The sequence below is a fragment of the Streptomyces sp. NPDC045695 genome (assembly GCF_056432025.1).
Map to the genome: position 1 here is coordinate 260,883 of NZ_JBWKJU010000009.1, position 16,846 is coordinate 277,728.

The 16,846-nt window shown below is 71.4% G+C and carries 14 protein-coding genes; all 14 read right to left on the reverse strand.

From position 1 onward, the window contains the following. Positions 1-127: 127 nt before the first annotated feature. Positions 128-1,336: a DivIVA domain-containing protein gene (locus AC07DU_RS18700; RefSeq protein WP_479032669.1), complete on the reverse strand. Its 1,209-nt coding sequence runs from the start codon at positions 1,334-1,336 to the stop codon at positions 128-130. A gap of 82 nt (positions 1,337-1,418) precedes the next feature. Beyond that, positions 1,419-1,715, reverse strand: coding sequence for a YggT family protein (locus AC07DU_RS18705; RefSeq protein ID WP_360903849.1), 297 nt, complete (start codon positions 1,713-1,715; stop codon positions 1,419-1,421). 60 nt (positions 1,716-1,775) lie between these two features. Continuing rightward, positions 1,776-2,384: a cell division protein SepF gene (locus AC07DU_RS18710; protein ID WP_360903846.1), complete on the reverse strand. Its 609-nt coding sequence runs from the start codon at positions 2,382-2,384 to the stop codon at positions 1,776-1,778. 149 nt (positions 2,385-2,533) lie between these two features. Further along, a complete protein-coding gene (locus AC07DU_RS18715; protein WP_479112364.1) occupies positions 2,534-3,253 on the reverse strand; it encodes a YggS family pyridoxal phosphate-dependent enzyme in 720 nt (239 codons plus the stop codon). Beyond that, the gene (gene pgeF, locus AC07DU_RS18720) at positions 3,240-4,028 is read right to left on the reverse strand and encodes a peptidoglycan editing factor PgeF (protein WP_360903840.1); all 789 of its coding nucleotides are present in this window, start codon (positions 4,026-4,028) and stop codon (positions 3,240-3,242) included. The genes AC07DU_RS18715 and pgeF overlap by 14 nt, the downstream gene beginning before the upstream one ends. Next, positions 4,025-5,239, reverse strand: a complete 1,215-nt coding sequence (gene ftsZ, locus AC07DU_RS18725) for a cell division protein FtsZ (protein WP_479112366.1) — start codon at positions 5,237-5,239, stop codon at positions 4,025-4,027. The genes pgeF and ftsZ overlap by 4 nt, the downstream gene beginning before the upstream one ends. A gap of 277 nt (positions 5,240-5,516) precedes the next feature. Beyond that, positions 5,517-6,371, reverse strand: a complete 855-nt coding sequence (locus tag AC07DU_RS18730; protein WP_479112368.1) for a cell division protein FtsQ/DivIB — start codon at positions 6,369-6,371, stop codon at positions 5,517-5,519. Positions 6,372-6,404: 33 nt separating this feature from the next. Further along, positions 6,405-7,499, reverse strand: a complete 1,095-nt coding sequence (gene murG, locus AC07DU_RS18735; protein ID WP_360903834.1) for an undecaprenyldiphospho-muramoylpentapeptide beta-N-acetylglucosaminyltransferase — start codon at positions 7,497-7,499, stop codon at positions 6,405-6,407. Positions 7,500-7,505: 6 nt separating this feature from the next. Continuing rightward, positions 7,506-8,867, reverse strand: coding sequence for a putative lipid II flippase FtsW (gene ftsW / locus AC07DU_RS18740; RefSeq protein WP_360903831.1), 1,362 nt, complete (start codon positions 8,865-8,867; stop codon positions 7,506-7,508). A gap of 57 nt (positions 8,868-8,924) precedes the next feature. After that, positions 8,925-10,487: a UDP-N-acetylmuramoyl-L-alanine--D-glutamate ligase gene (gene murD / locus AC07DU_RS18745; RefSeq protein WP_479112371.1), complete on the reverse strand. Its 1,563-nt coding sequence runs from the start codon at positions 10,485-10,487 to the stop codon at positions 8,925-8,927. After that, positions 10,469-11,539 (reverse strand): phospho-N-acetylmuramoyl-pentapeptide-transferase, encoded by a 1,071-nt coding sequence (mraY, locus tag AC07DU_RS18750; protein ID WP_360903825.1) that lies wholly within the window; start codon positions 11,537-11,539, stop codon positions 10,469-10,471. Before mraY ends, murD begins: the two co-directional genes overlap by 19 nt. Continuing rightward, positions 11,536-12,966, reverse strand: coding sequence for a UDP-N-acetylmuramoyl-tripeptide--D-alanyl-D-alanine ligase (locus AC07DU_RS18755; RefSeq protein ID WP_360903822.1), 1,431 nt, complete (start codon positions 12,964-12,966; stop codon positions 11,536-11,538). The genes mraY and AC07DU_RS18755 overlap by 4 nt, the downstream gene beginning before the upstream one ends. Beyond that, positions 12,963-14,699 (reverse strand): UDP-N-acetylmuramoyl-L-alanyl-D-glutamate--2,6-diaminopimelate ligase, encoded by a 1,737-nt coding sequence (locus AC07DU_RS18760; RefSeq protein WP_479112373.1) that lies wholly within the window; start codon positions 14,697-14,699, stop codon positions 12,963-12,965. The genes AC07DU_RS18755 and AC07DU_RS18760 overlap by 4 nt, the downstream gene beginning before the upstream one ends. 46 nt (positions 14,700-14,745) lie before the next feature. Continuing rightward, the gene (locus tag AC07DU_RS18765) at positions 14,746-16,767 is read right to left on the reverse strand and encodes a peptidoglycan D,D-transpeptidase FtsI family protein (RefSeq protein WP_479112375.1); all 2,022 of its coding nucleotides are present in this window, start codon (positions 16,765-16,767) and stop codon (positions 14,746-14,748) included. Positions 16,768-16,846: the final 79 nt, after the last annotated feature.

The following is a 16,846-nucleotide window of genomic DNA, read 5'->3' on the forward strand; positions in this document are numbered from 1 at the left end:
CCGGGGGCTGGCCCCCGGCCACGGCGCCGCGCCCGCCGGGTACGCCAAAACGGGCCGGGCCCGGCACCCCGAAGGGAACCGGGCCCGGCCCGTGACTGCTGCTGACCGCCGAGAGGCGACGCGCGGCCTAGTTGTCGTCCTCGTCGATCAGGAAGCCCCGCATGGGAGACGGCGCCTGCATCGGCTGCGGCGCAGCCGGCCGCACCGGAGCCATCGGCTGGGTCATCGCCGGGGACATCTGCTGCTGGCCGCCGTACGACGGGCCTGCGCCCATCGGGGAGGGGCCGCCCATGGGGGACGGGCCACCCATCGAGGGACCGCCCATGGTGTGCCCCATCGCACCGGCCGGAGCCATCGAAGGCGACGGCGACGGCGGCAGGGCGGGACCGGCGGGACCACGCGGCGGGGCCAGCGAGTCGTCGGCCTGGGTCTCCAGCTGGCGCAGCTGCGACTCCAGGTAGGACTTCAGACGCGTGCGGTACTCACGCTCGAAGCCCCGCAGGTCCTCGACCTTGCGCTCCAGCGTGGCACGGGCGGACTCCAGGGAGCCCATCGCGACGCGGTGCTTCTCCTGCGCGTCCCGCTCCAGCGCGTCGGCCTTGGCGCGGGCGTCCCGCTCCAGGCCCTCGGCGCGCGACCGGGCCTCGCCGACGATCTTGTTGGCCTCGGAGCGGGCCTCCGCGATCGCCTGGTCGGCGGTCTGCTGCGCCAGCGACAGGACGCGGGCGGCGCTGTCGCCACCGGGGCCCTGCTGCGGGAGCTGCGGCTGCTGCTGCTGGTGCATCTGCTGGCCCATGGGCTGCATCTGCTGACCCATCTGCTGCATCTGCTGGCCCATGGGCTGCATCTGCTGGCCGAGCGCGTTCTGGCCGCCCATCGACTGCTGCTGCTGGCCCTGCATCTGCTGGCCCTGCATCTGCTGGCCCATGCCCTGCGGTCCGCCCATGGGGTGCTGCTGCATGGGGCCGCCCATCTGGCCCGGGCCCTGCTGTCCGTGTCCACCGGGACCGGCGGGCAGCTGCGGCTGGCCACCCGGCAGCTGGGGCGGACCCATCTGCGGCTGCGGCGGGCCGGATATGGCCGCGGGCACGGGGGCGCCGGGGCCGCGCTGGTCCTGGGGTTCGGGCTTGCGCATGCCCTGCTGCTGCTGGTTCTGCGCGGCGGCACGCGTGGCGGCTGCCAGCTTGGCGCGCAGGTCCTCGTTCTCGCGCAGCAGGCGCGTCAGTTCGGACTCGACCTCGTCGAGGAAGGCATCGACCTCGTCCTCGTCATAGCCTTCTCGGAGGCGGACGGTCGTGAACTGCTTGTTCCGCACGTCCTCGGGAGTCAGCGGCATGTCTTCTTCACCTCTACGTAGTCGTCGGCAGTCGGCAAGACCGTATCGGGATCGTCCCCGCGCGCGCGGAGAAGTTCATCGTTCATACGCTTCTCGCAGCACCGCTGACGAGACTGATGAGGATGTAAACGATGATCATCAGAACGAAGAAGGACAGGTCGAGTGCCACGCCCCCGAGACGCAACGGCGGGATGAACCGCCGCAGAAGCTTGAGCGGTGGGTCGGTAAGAGTGTAGGTGGCCTCCAGCACGACCACCATCGCCTTGCCGGGTGCCCATGAACGTGCGAACTGGAACACGTAGTCCATGACCAGTCGGAAGATCAGCACGATGAGGAAGCACATCAGCACGATGTAGACCACCTGCAGTGCGACGCCCATCCCGCGCTTCCCTCTCCCCGTTTCCCGCTCTGTTCCCGGTCCCGTATCTGACGGATCGGTCTAGCTTTGGTTGAAGAACCCGCCCTCCGCGATGCGGGCCTTGTCCTCCGCCGTGACATCGACGTTAGCAGGCGACAGCAGGAACACCTTCTGTGTCACGCGTTCAATACTGCCGTGCAGACCGAACACGAGTCCGGCGGCGAAGTCCACGAGACGCTTCGCGTCCGTGTCGTCCATCTCCGTGAGATTCATGATCACCGGAGTGCCCTCACGGAAGTGTTCCCCGATGGTACGGGCCTCGTTGTAGGTCCGGGGGTGCAGCGTCGTGATGCGGTACGGCTCCCGCTCGGAGACGACCTTGGGCATGATCACGGGGGCGTTCTTCTCCAGGTTCGAGCGGTCAGGTGTGATGGATGCCACGGGGGCGATTCGTGCAGGCCGTCCGTTTTCCACCGGAATTGGGACGGGTTCCCGCTGCGGCGGGGGCTGTACGGCTCGTACCGGTTCGTCCGATACGGGCGATTGGTGCACGGGCTGCTGACGCCGGCGATCCCGCTCCGGCTCCGGCTCGGGTTCGAACTCGTCGTCGGGGTCGTACCCCGGGTTGTCGTACCGGTCGTCCTCCACGAGGCCGAGGTAGACCGCCATCTTGCGCATCGCGCCGGCCATTCTCCGAGTCCTCCGCTCTGTGGTGGATCGCCCTGTCGCAGGTGCCGCCGTGTCACGAATGTCACCAACTGCCCGCGATCCACGTGGTCTGCCCGCTCATCTGCGGGAATGACCATATTTTCTGCTGTGGTCCGACTTTCTTCGCGACGTTACCCGAGCCGGGGTCTCGCGCCGAGTACCGCAGTGCCGACGCGTACATGTGTCGCACCGGCCGCAACGGCCTGTTCCAGGTCTGCGCTCATCCCGGCCGACACCATCGTGGCAGCCGGATGGTCCACGCGCAGGCGGGATGACAATTCCATCAACCGCTCGAAAGCGGCCTGTTCGCGTCCCGCGTAGTGGCCGGACAGCGGAGCGACGGTCATCAGCCCGTCGATGCGCAGTCCCGGGGCCCCCGCCACGAGGTCCGCCAACTCCGCGAGCTGCTCGGGCGCCGCCCCTCCGCGGGCCCCGCGCTCCCCCGACTCGGCGTCGAGCGCGATCTGCACGAGGCAGCCGAGCTCCCGCCCCGCGTTCGAGGCGGCGGCCGAGAGGGCGGTCACGAGCCTGGGCCGGTCGACCGACTGCACCACATGCGCGTATCCCGCCACGGAACGGACTTTGTTGGTCTGCAACTGACCGACGAAGTGCCAGGTGAGAGGCAGGTCCGCGCAGGCTGCGGCCTTGGGGGCGGCGTCCTGGTCGCGGTTCTCCGCAACATGACGGACGCCCAGGTCCGCCAGGAGTCGTACGTCGCTCGCGGGATACGTCTTGGTGACCACGATGAGAGTCACCTCTTCCCGCTCGCGTCCCGCCGCCGCGCAGGCGGACGAGATACGTTCCTCCACCCGCGCCAGGTTCTCGGCGAGCTCCGACTTACGATCCGTCATTCTTCTTTTCCCCCGGGGGCCCGGGGGTCGTTCCCCGGGAAGGCTCCGTCAACCAGACATATCCGGCAAGGCGTCCGGTCACCCGGTCGCGGCGGTACGAGAAGTGGTCCCGCGACTCCAGTGTGCAGACAGGGGAACGGCGGACGTCGACCACCCCCGCCTCCGCGAGCTGCGCGTGCACCCCGGCGACCACGTCGACGGCCGGTGTCCCCCAGCTGGTCTCGGCCCTGGCGGCCGGCACCGCTTCGGCCACCGCCTCCCGCATCTCGGCGGGCACCTCGTAACAACGTCCGCAGACCGCCGGTCCGGTCCGGGCGATGATCCGCCCGGGCTCGGCACCTTGGGAGAGCATCGCCTCCACGACGGCGGGCACCACCCCCGCGACCAGTCCGGGCCGCCCCGCGTGGGCCGCTCCCACCACCCCGGCGACGGGGTCGGCGAGCAGGACGGGCGTGCAGTCGGCGGTGAGCACCGCGAGGGCGAGCCCCCGGCGGGTGGTGACCAGTGCGTCCACGGCGGGGACGGCGGACTCCGCGCCCCAGGGTCCGCAGACCACGCTCACGTCCCGGCCGTGCACCTGGTTCATCCAGACCACCTGGTCCGGTTCCAGTCCGAGCGACTTCGCCGCGCGGGCCCGGTTCGCGAGAACGGCGGCCGGGTCGTCTCCGACCGCGCCGCCGAGGTTGAGCTCTTCGTACGGAACGGCGCTCACTCCGCCCCACCGGTCGGTGAAGGCGAAGTGGGCGCCGCCCACGTGGTGCTGCTCCGGTGTCACTTCAAGAAGTCCGGGACGTCCAGTTCCTCGGCCGGGCTGTCCTGGTACGGACGGGCCGTCGGGACCTGCGGCGCGGGGGCCTCGGCCTGGGCCGGGGCCGGGGCCGGCTCGACCGGAGCCGGGGGCTCATCGCGCGGGGTGACCGTGCCCAGTCCGCCGAAGGCCGGGCGGGCCGGCTCGGCGGCGGCGCGGGCCGGAGCCGGGGCCGGCTCCTCGCGCTTGGTGGAGGCGGCGCCGATGACGTTGTCCCGGCGGGCCGGGGGCTGTCCGCCGTCGAACCCGGCCGCGATGACGGTGACCCGTACCTCGTCGCCGAGCGCGTCGTCGATGACGGCGCCGAAGATGATGTTCGCCTCGGGGTGCGCGGCCTCGCTCACCAGCTGCGCGGCCTCGTTGATCTCGAAGAGACCGAGGTCCGAGCCGCCGGAGATGGAGAGCAGCACACCGCGGGCGCCGTCGATGGACGCCTCCAGCAGCGGCGAGGAGATCGCCATCTCGGCCGCGGCCACCGCGCGGTCGTCGCCGCGGGCCGAGCCGATGCCCATCAGGGCCGAGCCGGCCTCGGACATCACGGACTTGACGTCGGCGAAGTCGAGGTTGATCAGGCCCGGGGTGGTGATGAGGTCGGTGATGCCCTGGACGCCCGAGAGCAGGACCTGGTCGGCCGACTTGAAGGCGTCGAGCACGCTGACCTGGCGGTCCGAGATGGACAGCAGGCGGTCGTTGGGGATGACGATGAGGGTGTCGACCTCTTCGCGGAGCTCGGCGATGCCGTCCTCCGCCTGGTTCGCGCGGCGCCGGCCCTCGAAGGTGAACGGCCGGGTGACCACACCGATCGTCAGGGCTCCCAGCGAGCGCGCGATGTTGGCGACGACGGGTGCGCCGCCGGTGCCGGTGCCGCCGCCTTCACCAGCGGTGACGAAGACCATGTCGGCCCCCTTGAGGACCTCCTCGATCTCCTCGCGGTGGTCCTCTGCCGCCTTGCGACCGACGGCCGGGTTGGCGCCGGCGCCGAGGCCCCGGGTGAGTTCGCGGCCGACGTCGAGCTTGACGTCGGCGTCGCTCATCAACAGCGCCTGCGCGTCCGTGTTGATGGCGATGAACTCGACGCCCTTGAGACCGACCTCGATCATTCGGTTGATGGCATTGACACCACCGCCGCCGACACCGATGACCTTGATGACTGCGAGGTAGTTCTGCGGTGCTGCCACGTCGAAGGCCTCTCGCCTCGATTACGTGTCGTCGCCTCGCGGCCTGCGTTGCGACGACTGATGCCGAAATAGGGACGGTCCGAACGCGCCGACCCGAACCCTCACCCTGAAGTTTAGGGTTAGGGGTATGTCTGTTCCTTGGACTCTTCCGAACAGGACACTAAGTCGACAAGTAGCGCGTGTTCAACGAACACGCCGAACCTCCCGTTTTTCTTTTCACCCTATGTGATCACCCGTATCGCTGGCCAACCAGGGTGCGTCCCTGTTCGACCGAACGTCAACTCCCGGACGCCGCAGGGGCGGTGGGAACGCTCACGTCGAAGTGGCGGGCCATCGGTGCGGCTTTCAGCAAAGCGGTCAGTGCACGCCCCTTCGCCTCGCTCTGTTCGCCGCTCCCCCACGTCACGGACCGGCCCCGCGCCAGCTCCAGCACGACCGAATCGTAGGAACCCACCTTGACCTGCAGGGTCTCCTCGGCGATCGGCCCGGGGAGGGCGCCCGCGACGCCCACGGCCTCGCGCAGCAGCCGCTCTTCGTCGAAGCGGCGGCCGCTCGGGGACCCTCCCGCGTTCAATTCGAGGACCGGGACGCCCGCGGGTGCTTTCGGAACCGTGTCGAATCGCACACCCGAAGCGTCCACTTCCACGAAGTTGGCGTCCTTTTTGATGAGCAGGACCGGTTTGCGTTCTGTCACTTTCAGCCCGATCCCGTGCGGCCAGGCCCGCACCACATCGACCGAATCGATGCGGGGCAGCCGGGTGCGGACGCGCTCGCCGATCTCGTCGGTGTCCACGCCCACCAGGGGTGCGCCGACCGGGACGGCCGCCGCGGAGAGCACCTGCTCGGGGGTGAGCACCTGCGTGCCGGTGGCGGTGACCTTCTCGACGCGCAGCCAGGCGGAGCCGTACAGGACCCAGGTGCCGCCCGCGGCGAGGAGCACCGCGGCGGCGAGGCAGGCCAGTACGGGGCCCCGGCGCAGACGCTTGCCGGGGCCCTGTGGACCGGATCCCTTCGCGGACTTCGCGGACTTCGCAGGCTTGGGCGGCTCGGGAGAGCCGGCGCCCTCGCGGGGGCCCCGGCCGGGCCGATCAGATGACGGTGACCCGCGCTGTGCGGTCGTCGCTCCGGCCACTCCTGTGCCTCCTGCGTCTGTGCGGTGCCCGCCTCAGCGGGACCGGTGGGCCGCGATCGCCTCGTACACCATGCCGACGAGCAGCTCGTCGGCGTCCCGGCGGCCGAACTCACCGGCGGCGCGCGACATCTCGTACAGGCGGTGCGGGTCGGACAGCACCGGGAGGATGTTGCTGAGCACCCACTCGGGCGTCAGCTCCGCGTCGTCCACGAGCAGACCGCCCCCGGCCTTGACCACCGGCTGGGCGTTGAGCCGCTGTTCGCCGTTGCCGATCGGCAACGGGACGTAGGCGGCGGGCAGCCCGACGGCGGACAGTTCGGCGACGGTCATCGCGCCCGCGCGGCACAGCATCATGTCGGCGGCGGCGTACGCGAGATCCATCCGGTCCACGTACGGTACCGGCACATACGGCGGCATCCCGGGCATGTTGTCGACACGCGGCAGTTCGTTCTTCGGCCCGACGGCGTGCAGGATCTGGATCCCGGAGCGCTGGAGGGTCGGGGCGATCGCCTGGACCGTCTCGTTGAGGCGCCGGGCGCCCTGTGAGCCGCCGGAGACCAGCAGCGTCGGCAGGTTGGGGTCCAGGCCGAAGGCGGCGCGCGCCTCCGGGCGGACCGCGGCCCGGTCCAGGGTGGAGATGGAGCGCCGCAGCGGGATGCCCACGTAGCGGGCGCCGCGCAGCTTGCTGTCGGGGGTGGAGACCGCGACGGCGTGCGCGTAGCGGGAGCCGATCTTGTTGGCCAGCCCGGGGCGGGCGTTGGCCTCGTGGACGATGATCGGCACCCCGAGGCGCTTGGCCGCGAGGTAGCCGGGCAGGGCGACGTAGCCGCCGAAGCCGACGACGCAGTCGGCCTTGGTGCGCAGGAGGATCTCCTCCGCGGCCTTGATGGTGCCGCGCAGCCGTCCGGGGACGGTGATCAGCTCCGGGGTGGGCTTGCGGGGCAGCGGTACGGCGGGGATCAGCCCGAGCTCGTAGCCGCGTTCCGGCACCAGGCGGGTCTCCAGCCCGCGCTCCGTGCCGAGGGCGGTGATGCCCACTGAAGGGTCCTGCCTGCGCAGGGCGTCCGCGAGGGCGAGCGCCGGCTCGATGTGGCCGGCGGTCCCCCCACCGGCGAGTACGACATGCACCGAAATTCACCGCTCTCCGGACGGTCGCTTCTTGACGCGCCGTCTCATCGACTTCCATCTCACCCCGGTCCGCCTCCAGCCGTTCTTCGGCTGCCGCATCGCGAGGGCCGCGCGCGCCGCCGGCTCCTCACGCGCGAAGGCGATGAGCAGTCCGACCGCGAACATGGTCGGCAGCAGGGCCGACCCCCCGTAGGAGAACAGCGGGAGCGGGACTCCGGCGATCGGCAGCAGGCCGAGCACCGCACCGATGTTGATCACGGCCTGGGCCGTGATCCAGGTGGTCACGCCTCCCGCGGCAAACCGTACGAAGGAGTCCTCCGTGCGTCCGGCCACGCGGATACCCGCATAGCCTAGAGCCGCGAAGAGGGCGAGCACCGACAGCGTCCCCGCCAGACCCAGTTCCTCCCCGGTGATGGCGAAGATGAAGTCGGTGTGGGCTTCGGGTAGTTGCCCCCATTTTTCCACACTTGCCCCCAGGCCGGAACCGAACCATCCCCCGGAGGCGAGGGCGTAGATCCCGTGGACGGCCTGCCAGCAAAGGTCGTTCTTGCCCGGTTCTGTCGCGCCGAGGCACTCCAGTCGGTCCATCCGGTGCGGGCTGGTCTTGATCAGCAGTGCGACGATCGCAGCCGCGAAGGCCAGCACGCCGACGAACATCCGGGTCGGGGCGCCCGCCAGCCAGAGCAGGCCGAAGAGGATGGCGCCGAGGATCATCGCGGTGCCCATGTCCCCGCCCAGCATGATCAGCCCGAGCAGCAGGAAGGCCACCGGCACCAGCGGCACCAGCAGGTGCTTCCACTGGCTCAGCAGCCCCTTGTCGCCCTTGCGGGCCAGCAGGTCGGCGCCCCACAGGATCAGGGCCAGCTTGCCGAACTCACTGGGCTGCAGCATGAACGGGCCGCCGAGGGAGATCCAGTTCTGGTTGCCGTTGATCGCGACCCCTATCCCGGGGACCTGTACCAGGACCATCAGGAAGAGCGTGCCGGCGAGCACCGGATAGGACAGCGCCCGGTGCAGCTTGACGGGCATCCGGGAGGCGACCAGCAGCAGCCCGGCGCCGATGAGGGCGGCCAGGAACTGCTTCTTGAAGAAGTACGCGTCGCCCAGGCCGAGCTGGAGGGCCTTGATCATGGAGGCCGAGTACACCATCACCAGGCCGAGCACGGTGATGAGCAGGGAACTGCCGAAAATCAGGTAATAGGCGGTGAGCGGGCGGTCCCAGGCCTTGCGCAACTTCCCCTGCGTACGCCGCAACCCGGCCAGCGGCCCGCGCCCGGCGGGCCGCCGCACACTCACCAGGGGCCGCTTGCGGCCCTGCGCCTTCAGGGCGGACGGCCGCCGCCCCGGCAGCATCTGCTTGGCCGGCATCTGTGATCTTCCCCTCCACTCGTACGAGGCGAGCAGCCGGCCGGAGGATCCTTCGACCTAGGCGCTCTCGGCGGCCAGTTCGCGCACCGCGTCGGCGAATGCGTCCCCACGCTCGTTGTAGTTCGCGAACATGTCCATCGAGGCGCAGGCAGGTGCCAGCAGGACCGTGTCGCCGGGCTCGGCGAGCGCGGCCGCTTCCCGGACCGCTGCGAGCATCGCCCCAGTGTCGGTCCGTGCGAGGTCGACGACCGGGACCTCGGGGGCGTGTCGCGCCAGCGCCTCGGCGATCAGCGCCCGGTCGGCGCCCATCAGCACCGCGCCGCGCAGCCGCTTCGCGGACTTCTGGACGAGCTCGTCGAAGGTCGCGCCCTTGGCGAGCCCGCCCGCGATCCACACGACCGGCTCGAAGGCCGCGAGCGAGGCCTCGGCCGCGTGCGTGTTGGTGGCCTTGGAGTCGTCGATGTAGGTGACCGAGCCGACCTCGTCCACGTACGCGACCCGGTGGGCGTCCGGGCGGAAGTCGCGCAGGCCGTCGCGGACGGCGCGCGGCTCCACGCCGAAGGCGCGGGCCAGGGCCGCGGCGGCGAGCGCGTTGGCGATGTTGTGCGGGGCCGGCGGGTTGACGTCCTTGACCTCGGCGAGCTCCTGGGCGTTCTTGTGCCGGTTCTCCACGAAGGCCCGGTCGACGAGGATGCCGTCGACGACGCCGAGCATGGAGGGGCCCGGGGCGCCGAGGGTGAAGCCGATGGCCCGGCAGCCCTCTTCGACGTCCGCGTCCTCGACCAGCTTCTCGGTGGCCGGGTCGGCGACGTTGTAGACGCAGGCCACCGTGTTGCCCTCGTAGATCCGGCCCTTGTCGGCGGCGTACGCCTCCATGGAGCCGTGCCAGTCGAGGTGGTCGGGGGCCAGGTTGAGCACGGCCGCCGAGTGGGCGCGCAGCGAGGGCGCCCAGTGCAGCTGGTAGCTGGACAGTTCGACGGCGAGCACGTCGTACTCCTGCTCGCCGAGCACCACGTCGATGATGGGGGTGCCGATGTTGCCGACGGCCGCGGTCCGCAGGCCCGCCGCCTTCAGGATCGAGGCCAGCATCTGGGTGGTGGTGGTCTTGCCGTTGGTGCCGGTGATGGCCAGCCAGGCGGCGGGGGCCGCGTCCGGGTCTCCCACCGGGCCACCGGCCGCCTCGCACGCGGCGGCGCGGCGGCGCACGCCGAGCTCGCGCAGCCGCCAGGCGATCTCCACGTCCCCGACGACGTCCACACCGGCCGCGGCGGCGGCCGCGAACAGCGGGCTGTCGGGCTTCCAGCCCGGGGAGGTGACGACCAGTCCGGTGCCCTCGGGCAGGACGTCGCCCGCGCGGGCGCCGTCCTCCAGGTGACCGAGGCGGACCTCGATGCCGTGCTCCGCGAGCTCGGCGGCCTTCGCCCGGTGGGCGTCGCCGTCCCCGTTGTCGACCACGGTCACCCGGGCTCCGAGCCCGGCCAGGGCGCGGGCGGCGCTGACGCCGCTCACGCCGAGACCGGCGACCGTGATCCGGTCCGGGAGGCCGTAGCGGGCCGCCTCGGTGGTGGAGCCGGGCTCGGCGGGTACGGTGCGGTCGTCGCTCACTTGTCGGCTGCCCATCCCGCGTAGAAGAGACCGAGACCCACGATCACGCACATGCCCTGGATGATCCAGAAGCGGACCACGACAAGGACTTCGGACCACCCCTTGAGTTCGAAGTGGTGCTGCAGCGGGGCCATCCGGAAGACGCGCTTCCCGGTCAGCTTGAAGGAGCCGACCTGGATGACGACCGACATGGTGATGAGGACGAACAGGCCGCCGAGCAGGGCGATCAGGAACTCCGTGCGGGAGCAGATCGCGAGACCGGCGAGCGCGCCGCCGAGGGCCAGCGAACCGGTGTCACCCATGAAGATCTTGGCGGGCGAGGTGTTCCACCACAGGAAGCCGAAGCAGGCGCCCATCAGGGCGGAGGCGACGACGGCGAGGTCGAGCGGGTCGCGCACCTCGAAACAGGCGTTCGGGCTGGGCAGGGTCTGCGCGTTGACGCAGGACTCCTGGAACTGCCAGACGCCGATGAAGGTGTAGGCGCCGAAGACCATCACGGCGGCGCCGGTGGCGAGGCCGTCCAGGCCGTCGGTCAGGTTCACGCCGTTGGACATCGCCAGGATCATGAACAGGGCCCAGACGACGAACAGCACCGGGCCGATCGACCAGCCGAAGTCCGTGACGAACGACAGCTTGGTGGAGGCCGGGGTGAGCCCGCGCTGGTCCTCGAACTGGAGCGCGAGCACCGCGAAGGCGATGCCGACGATCAGCTGGCCGGACATCTTGGCCTTGGCCCGCAGACCGAGCGAGCGGCGCTTGACGATCTTGATGTAGTCGTCCAGGTAACCGACCACACCCATGCCCGCCATCAGGAACAGCACGAGCAGGCCCGAGAAGCTCGGTTCGCTGCCGGTGATGACCTTGGTGAGGGCGTACGCGATGAGCGTCGCCAGGATGAAGGAGATGCCGCCCATGGTGGGCGTGCCCTTCTTCCCGGCGTGGCCGCGGGGACCGTCGTCGCGGATGAACTGGCCGTAGCCCTTGCGGGCCAGAAGCTTGATCAGCAGCGGAGTACCGATGAGCGTCAGGAACAGGCCGATGACGCCGGCGAACAGGATCTGCCTCATCGGTCGGCGACCTCGCCCTCGACAGCACCGTCGAGCAGGGCTTGGGCCACCCGCTCCAGACCGGCCGACCTGGAAGCCTTCACCAGCACGACGTCACCCGGGCGCAGTTCACTGCGCAACAGGTCGACCGCCGCCTGCGCGTCGGACACGAGCACCGACTCCTCACCCCACGAACCCTCGTTATATGCGCCCAATTGCAGCCATGAGGCTTCCCGGCCCCCGACTGCGACGAGCTTGCTCACGTTGAGCCGGACGACAAGCCGCCCGACCGCGTCGTGCTCGGCGAGCGCGTCGTCCCCGAGCTCGGCCATCGGGCCGAGCACCGCCCACGTGCGTCCCCCGTTCGCCCTGGCGGCACCGCCCATCGCGGCGAGCGCGCGCAGTGCGGCCCGCATGGACTCCGGGTTCGCGTTGTAGGCGTCGTTGACGATCGTCACACCGTCCGCCCGCTCGGTGACCTCCATCCGCCACCGGGACAGGGTGTCCGCTTCGGAGAGCGCGGTGGCGATCTCCGGGGCGGACATGCCCAGTACATGAGCGACGGCGGCCGCGGCGAGCGCGTTCGACACGTGGTGCTCACCGTACAGCCGCAAGGTCACGTCACTGCACCCGGTCGGTGTGTGCAGTGTGAAGGTGGGCCGCCCGCTGTCCGTCATCCGGACGTCCGTGGCCCGGATTTCGGCGTCCTCGGCCTCGCCGAACAGCACCGTACGGGCCTTCGTGCGCGCGGCCATGGCGCGAACCAGCAGGTCGTCGGCGTTGAGGACGGCCACGCCGCCCTCCGCCTCGGCCGGCAGGGCCTCGACGAGCTCTCCCTTGGCCTGCGCGATCTGCTCGCGGCCGCCGAACTCGCCGATGTGGGCGGTCCCGACGTTGAGGACGAGTCCGATCCGCGGGGGCGTCAGTCCGGTGAGGTAGCGGATGTGGCCGATGCCGCGGGCGCCCATCTCCAGGACCAGGTGCTGGGTTTCCTCGGTGACGCGCAGCGTCGTGATCGGCAGGCCGATCTCGTTGTTGAGGTTCCCCGGGGTCCAGACGGTCGGCGCGTGGTGCTGGAGCACCTGGGCGATCAGGTCCTTGGTGGAGGTCTTGCCCGCGGACCCGGTGAGGGCGACGACGTCGGTGCCCAGGCGGGCGACGACGGCCCGGGCGAGGGCCCCGAGGGCGGCCACCACGTCGGGGACCACGATGGCCGGTACTCCGACGGGCCGCGTCGCGAGGACGCCCACGGCGCCGGCGGCCAGCGCGCGTTCGGCGAAGTCGTGGCCGTCGACCCGCTCGCCGACGAAGGCGGCGAACAGGCTGCCCGGCCGGACCTCGCGGGAGTCGTAGACCACGGGACCGGTGACCTGTACCGCCGGATCCGGTATGTCGTGGGGGCGCCCGCCGGTGATGTCGGCGATCTCGGCGAGGGAAAGGGCGATCACTGGTTCACCTCGGCCTGTCGGGCCCTGGTCGTCGGATCGGGCGCGGCCGTCCCGTCGAGCACGGCCTGGCGCTCGATCGCGGCGCGCAGCACCGTGCGGTCGTCGAAGGGCCGCACGACACCGGCGGTGTCCTGGCCCTGCTCGTGGCCCTTGCCCGCCACCAGCACGGTGTCACCGGGCCGGGCGCGCGCCACGGCGGCGGCGATGGCCGCGGCCCGGTCGGGGTCGACCAGGACGGTGCCCCGCTCGGCGGGCGGTACGGACACGGCGCCGTCGAACATCGCCGCGAGGATCGCGAGCGGGTCCTCGGAGCGCGGGTTGTCGGAGGTCAGCACGGCCGTGTCGGCGAACCGGGCGGCCGCGGCGCCCATCGGGGCCCGCTTGGTGGTGTCGCGGTCGCCGCCGCAGCCGAGCACGATGTGCAGCTTGCCCTCGGTGACCTCGCGCAGGGCGCGCAGGACCGACTCCACGGCGTCCGTCTTGTGCGCGTAGTCGACGACGGCGAGGTACGGCTGCCCCGCGTCCACCCGCTCCAGCCGGCCGGGGACCCCGGGCACCGCGGCGACGCCGTCGGCGGCGGTCTGCGGGTCGAGTCCGGCCGCGGCGAGCGTGACGACCGCGGCGACCGTGTTGGCGACGTTGAACGGGCCGGGCAGCGGCGCGGTGGACCGTACGCGCTGTCCCTCGGGGCCCAGCAGGGTCAGGGTGGAGCTCGCCGGCCCGAAGACCACGTCCTCGGCACGCCAGTCGGCGGCCGGGTCGCCCGCGGCGGAGAAGGTGACCACCGGGACCGTCGCCTCCTTGGCGAGGCGGCGGCCGTACTCGTCGTCGAGGTTGACCACGCCCAGGCGGGCCCGGCGGGGCGTGAAGAGCCGCGCCTTCGCCTGGAAGTAGTCCTCCATGTCGGAGTGGAACTCCATGTGTTCCGGGCTCAGGTTGTTGAAGACGGCCACGTCGAAGACGCAGCCGTCGACGCGGCCGAGCACCAGGGCGTGGCTGGACACCTCCATGGCCACGGCCTCGACACCGCGTTCGCGCATGACCGCGAAGAGGGCCTGGAGGTCGGTGGCCTCGGGGGTGGTCCGCTCGGACTTGATCCGCTCGTCGCCGATGCGCATCTCGACGGTGCCGACCAGTCCGGTGCTGCGGCCCGCCGCGCGCAGGCCGCCCTCGACGAGGTACGCCGTGGTGGTCTTGCCGGAGGTGCCGGTGATGCCGATCTGGAGCAGGTCCTGGCCGGGGCGGCCGTAGATCGCGGCGGCGAGCTCGCCCATCGCGCCGCGCGGGTCGGCGACGGTCAGGACCGGCAGGCCGGTCGCCTCGGCGCGCTGCGTCCCGGCGGGGTCGGTCAGCACGGCGGCGGCGCCGAGCGCGGCCGCCTGGGCGGCGAAGTCGGCGCCGTGCGTCCTGGCTCCCGGCAGGGCCGCGTACAGGTCGCCGGGGCGCACCGCACGGGAGTCGTGCGTGATCCCGGTGATCTGCGGACCCGACGGCTCGCCGGCGGCTTCGAGGTCCACCAGGGCGGCGAGCTCGGGCAGGGGCGTCGGTCGCAGGGATACGGGCCGCGGCGCTCCCGGCGGCGTTGCCGGGGCGTCTTTCTGGGTGGTTCTGGGCTGATCAGCGTGGGGCACGGCGGTGAGCGTACCGGGCGCGGCGGGCCGCCCGCGAAGTGAGGGCCCGGCCCCGCCTTCGTCGGCCGACTGGTTCCCGGGTTTCGGGGTGATCGTTGTCACTGATGGTGCCTCACGCGTTTTCTGGCGGGCCGGCAGGGGCGGTGGGTCACTGACCGGGCTGCGGACTGGGCTGCTGGGCGGGGGGCTGGGCGGGCGGCTGGGCGGGCTGCGGGCCCGGTTCGTAGGTGACCGGGAGCCCGGCGGGGGCGGTTCCGGTGGGGGCGACCTGGAGGGTCTTGAGGGCGAACTCCATGACCTTCTTGTAGATGGGGCCGCAGATCTGGCCGCCGAAGTAGCTGCCCTTCGTCGGGTTCTGGATGGCGCAGTAGACGGTGATGCGCGGGTTGTCGGCGGGCGCGAAACCGGCGAAGGAGGCGGTGTAGCCCTTGTAGCGGCCGGTGGCCGGATCCACTCGGTTGGAGGTGCCGGTCTTGCCTCCGACGCGGTAGCCGGGGATGCGGGCCTTGGTGCCGGTCCCCTCCTGGTCGTCGACCACGGATTCGAGCATCTCGGCGAGGGCCTTGGCGGTCTCCGGGCTGACCACACGGGTGCGCTCGGGCGCCGGGGCCGGGGTGAAGCGGCCGTCGGGGCCCTTGGTGCCGCGGACCAGGGTGGGTGTGATGCGGACCCCGCCGTTGGCGATGGTCGAGTACACGGAGGCCGCCTGCATGGCGTTGAGGGACAGTCCCTGGCCGAAAGGGATCGTGTACTGCTGGGAGGTGGACCAGTCGCCGGGCTTAGCGAGGATGCCGCGGGACTCGCCGGGGTAGTTCAGGCCGGTGGGCTGCCCGATGCCGAATTTGGTCAGGTAGGAGTGCAGGACCTCGTTCGACTTGGACTGGGTCGGGCCGAGCTGGCCGGTGGCCAGGATGGTGCCGATGTTGGAGGACTTGGCGAGGACCCCGTTGAGGGTCAGGTACCAGGTCGGGTGGTCGATGTCGTCCTTGAACAGCCGGTCGCCCCGGTGCAGGCGGTTGGGGACCTCGACCCGGGTGTCCGGGGTGGCCTTCTTCTCCTCCAGTACGGCCGCCATCGACATCACCTTGGCGGTGGAGCCGGGCTCGTACACGTCCTGGAGCGCGGCGTTGCCCATGGCGGTGGAGCGGGCCCCGGTCAGGTCGTTGGGGTCGAAGCCGGGGGCGTTGGCCATGGCCAGGACCTCGCCGGTGCGGGTGTCCTGGACGATGACGTAGCCGCGGTCGGCCTCGGACTTCTGGACCTGCTCGGCGATGGCGCTCTGCGCCGCCCACTGGATGTCGCGGTCGATGGTCAGCTCGATGTCCTCGCCGGGCACGGCGGGCTTCTCGCTGGAGCCTGCGGTGGGGACCTTGCGGCCGCCGGACTGGGCGTAGGTGACCTCGCCGTCCTTGCCGGACAGCTTCTTGTCGAGGGAGGACTCCAGTCCGCCGCCGCCCTTGCCCTCGGCGTTGACGTAACCCAGTATCCCGGCGGCCAGGTCGCCGTTCGGGTACACCCGCTTGCTGCTGTCCTCCTTGAACACGCCGGCGAGGACGTTGGCGCCGGGGCCGTTGTTCTTCTTGTCGGCCGCCGCCTTGTCGGCGAAGACCCGCTTGAGGTCCTTGATCTGGTTCCAGACCTGCGGGGTCTGGCGCTGGGCGAGGACCACGTAGCGGGTGTTCTTGGTGCTCAGCCGCTCGGTGAGCTCCTTGGCGTCCTTGCCGAGGATGGGCGCGAGGAGGGCGGCGGCCTGCGCGGGGGCGTCCGGGGCCTTGCTCTCCTGCGGGGTGAACATCTTCGGGTCGGCGGTGATGTCGTACGCGTCGACGCTGGTGGCCAGGGCCACGCCCCGGCGGTCGGTGATCTCCCCGCGCTCGGCGGCCAGCCTGACGCTGGTGTAGCGGTTCTTGGAGGCCTCGGCGGAGAAGGCCGAGGCGTCGACGGCCTGCACCTGGAGCAGGCGGACGACGAACGCGAGCATGACGAGGGTCAGGCCGACGCTGACGAGGCGCAGCCGGGGGCGGGGCGCGCCGAGGCGGATGGTGTGCGGCTTGCGCGGCGCGGCGGGCCGACGCGTCGCCGGCCGAGCCCCGGCCCGCGCCCGCTCCCCGGTCCTGGGCCGCCCCGGCCCGGGCACCCGCCGCCGCGGCGGCTCCCCCACGGGGCTCACGCCGACACCGCCGGTGCGGCGCCGAGGCTGCCGCTGCCGGGGCTCCGCCCCAGACCCCGCGCCTCGAACGCCGTCGAGG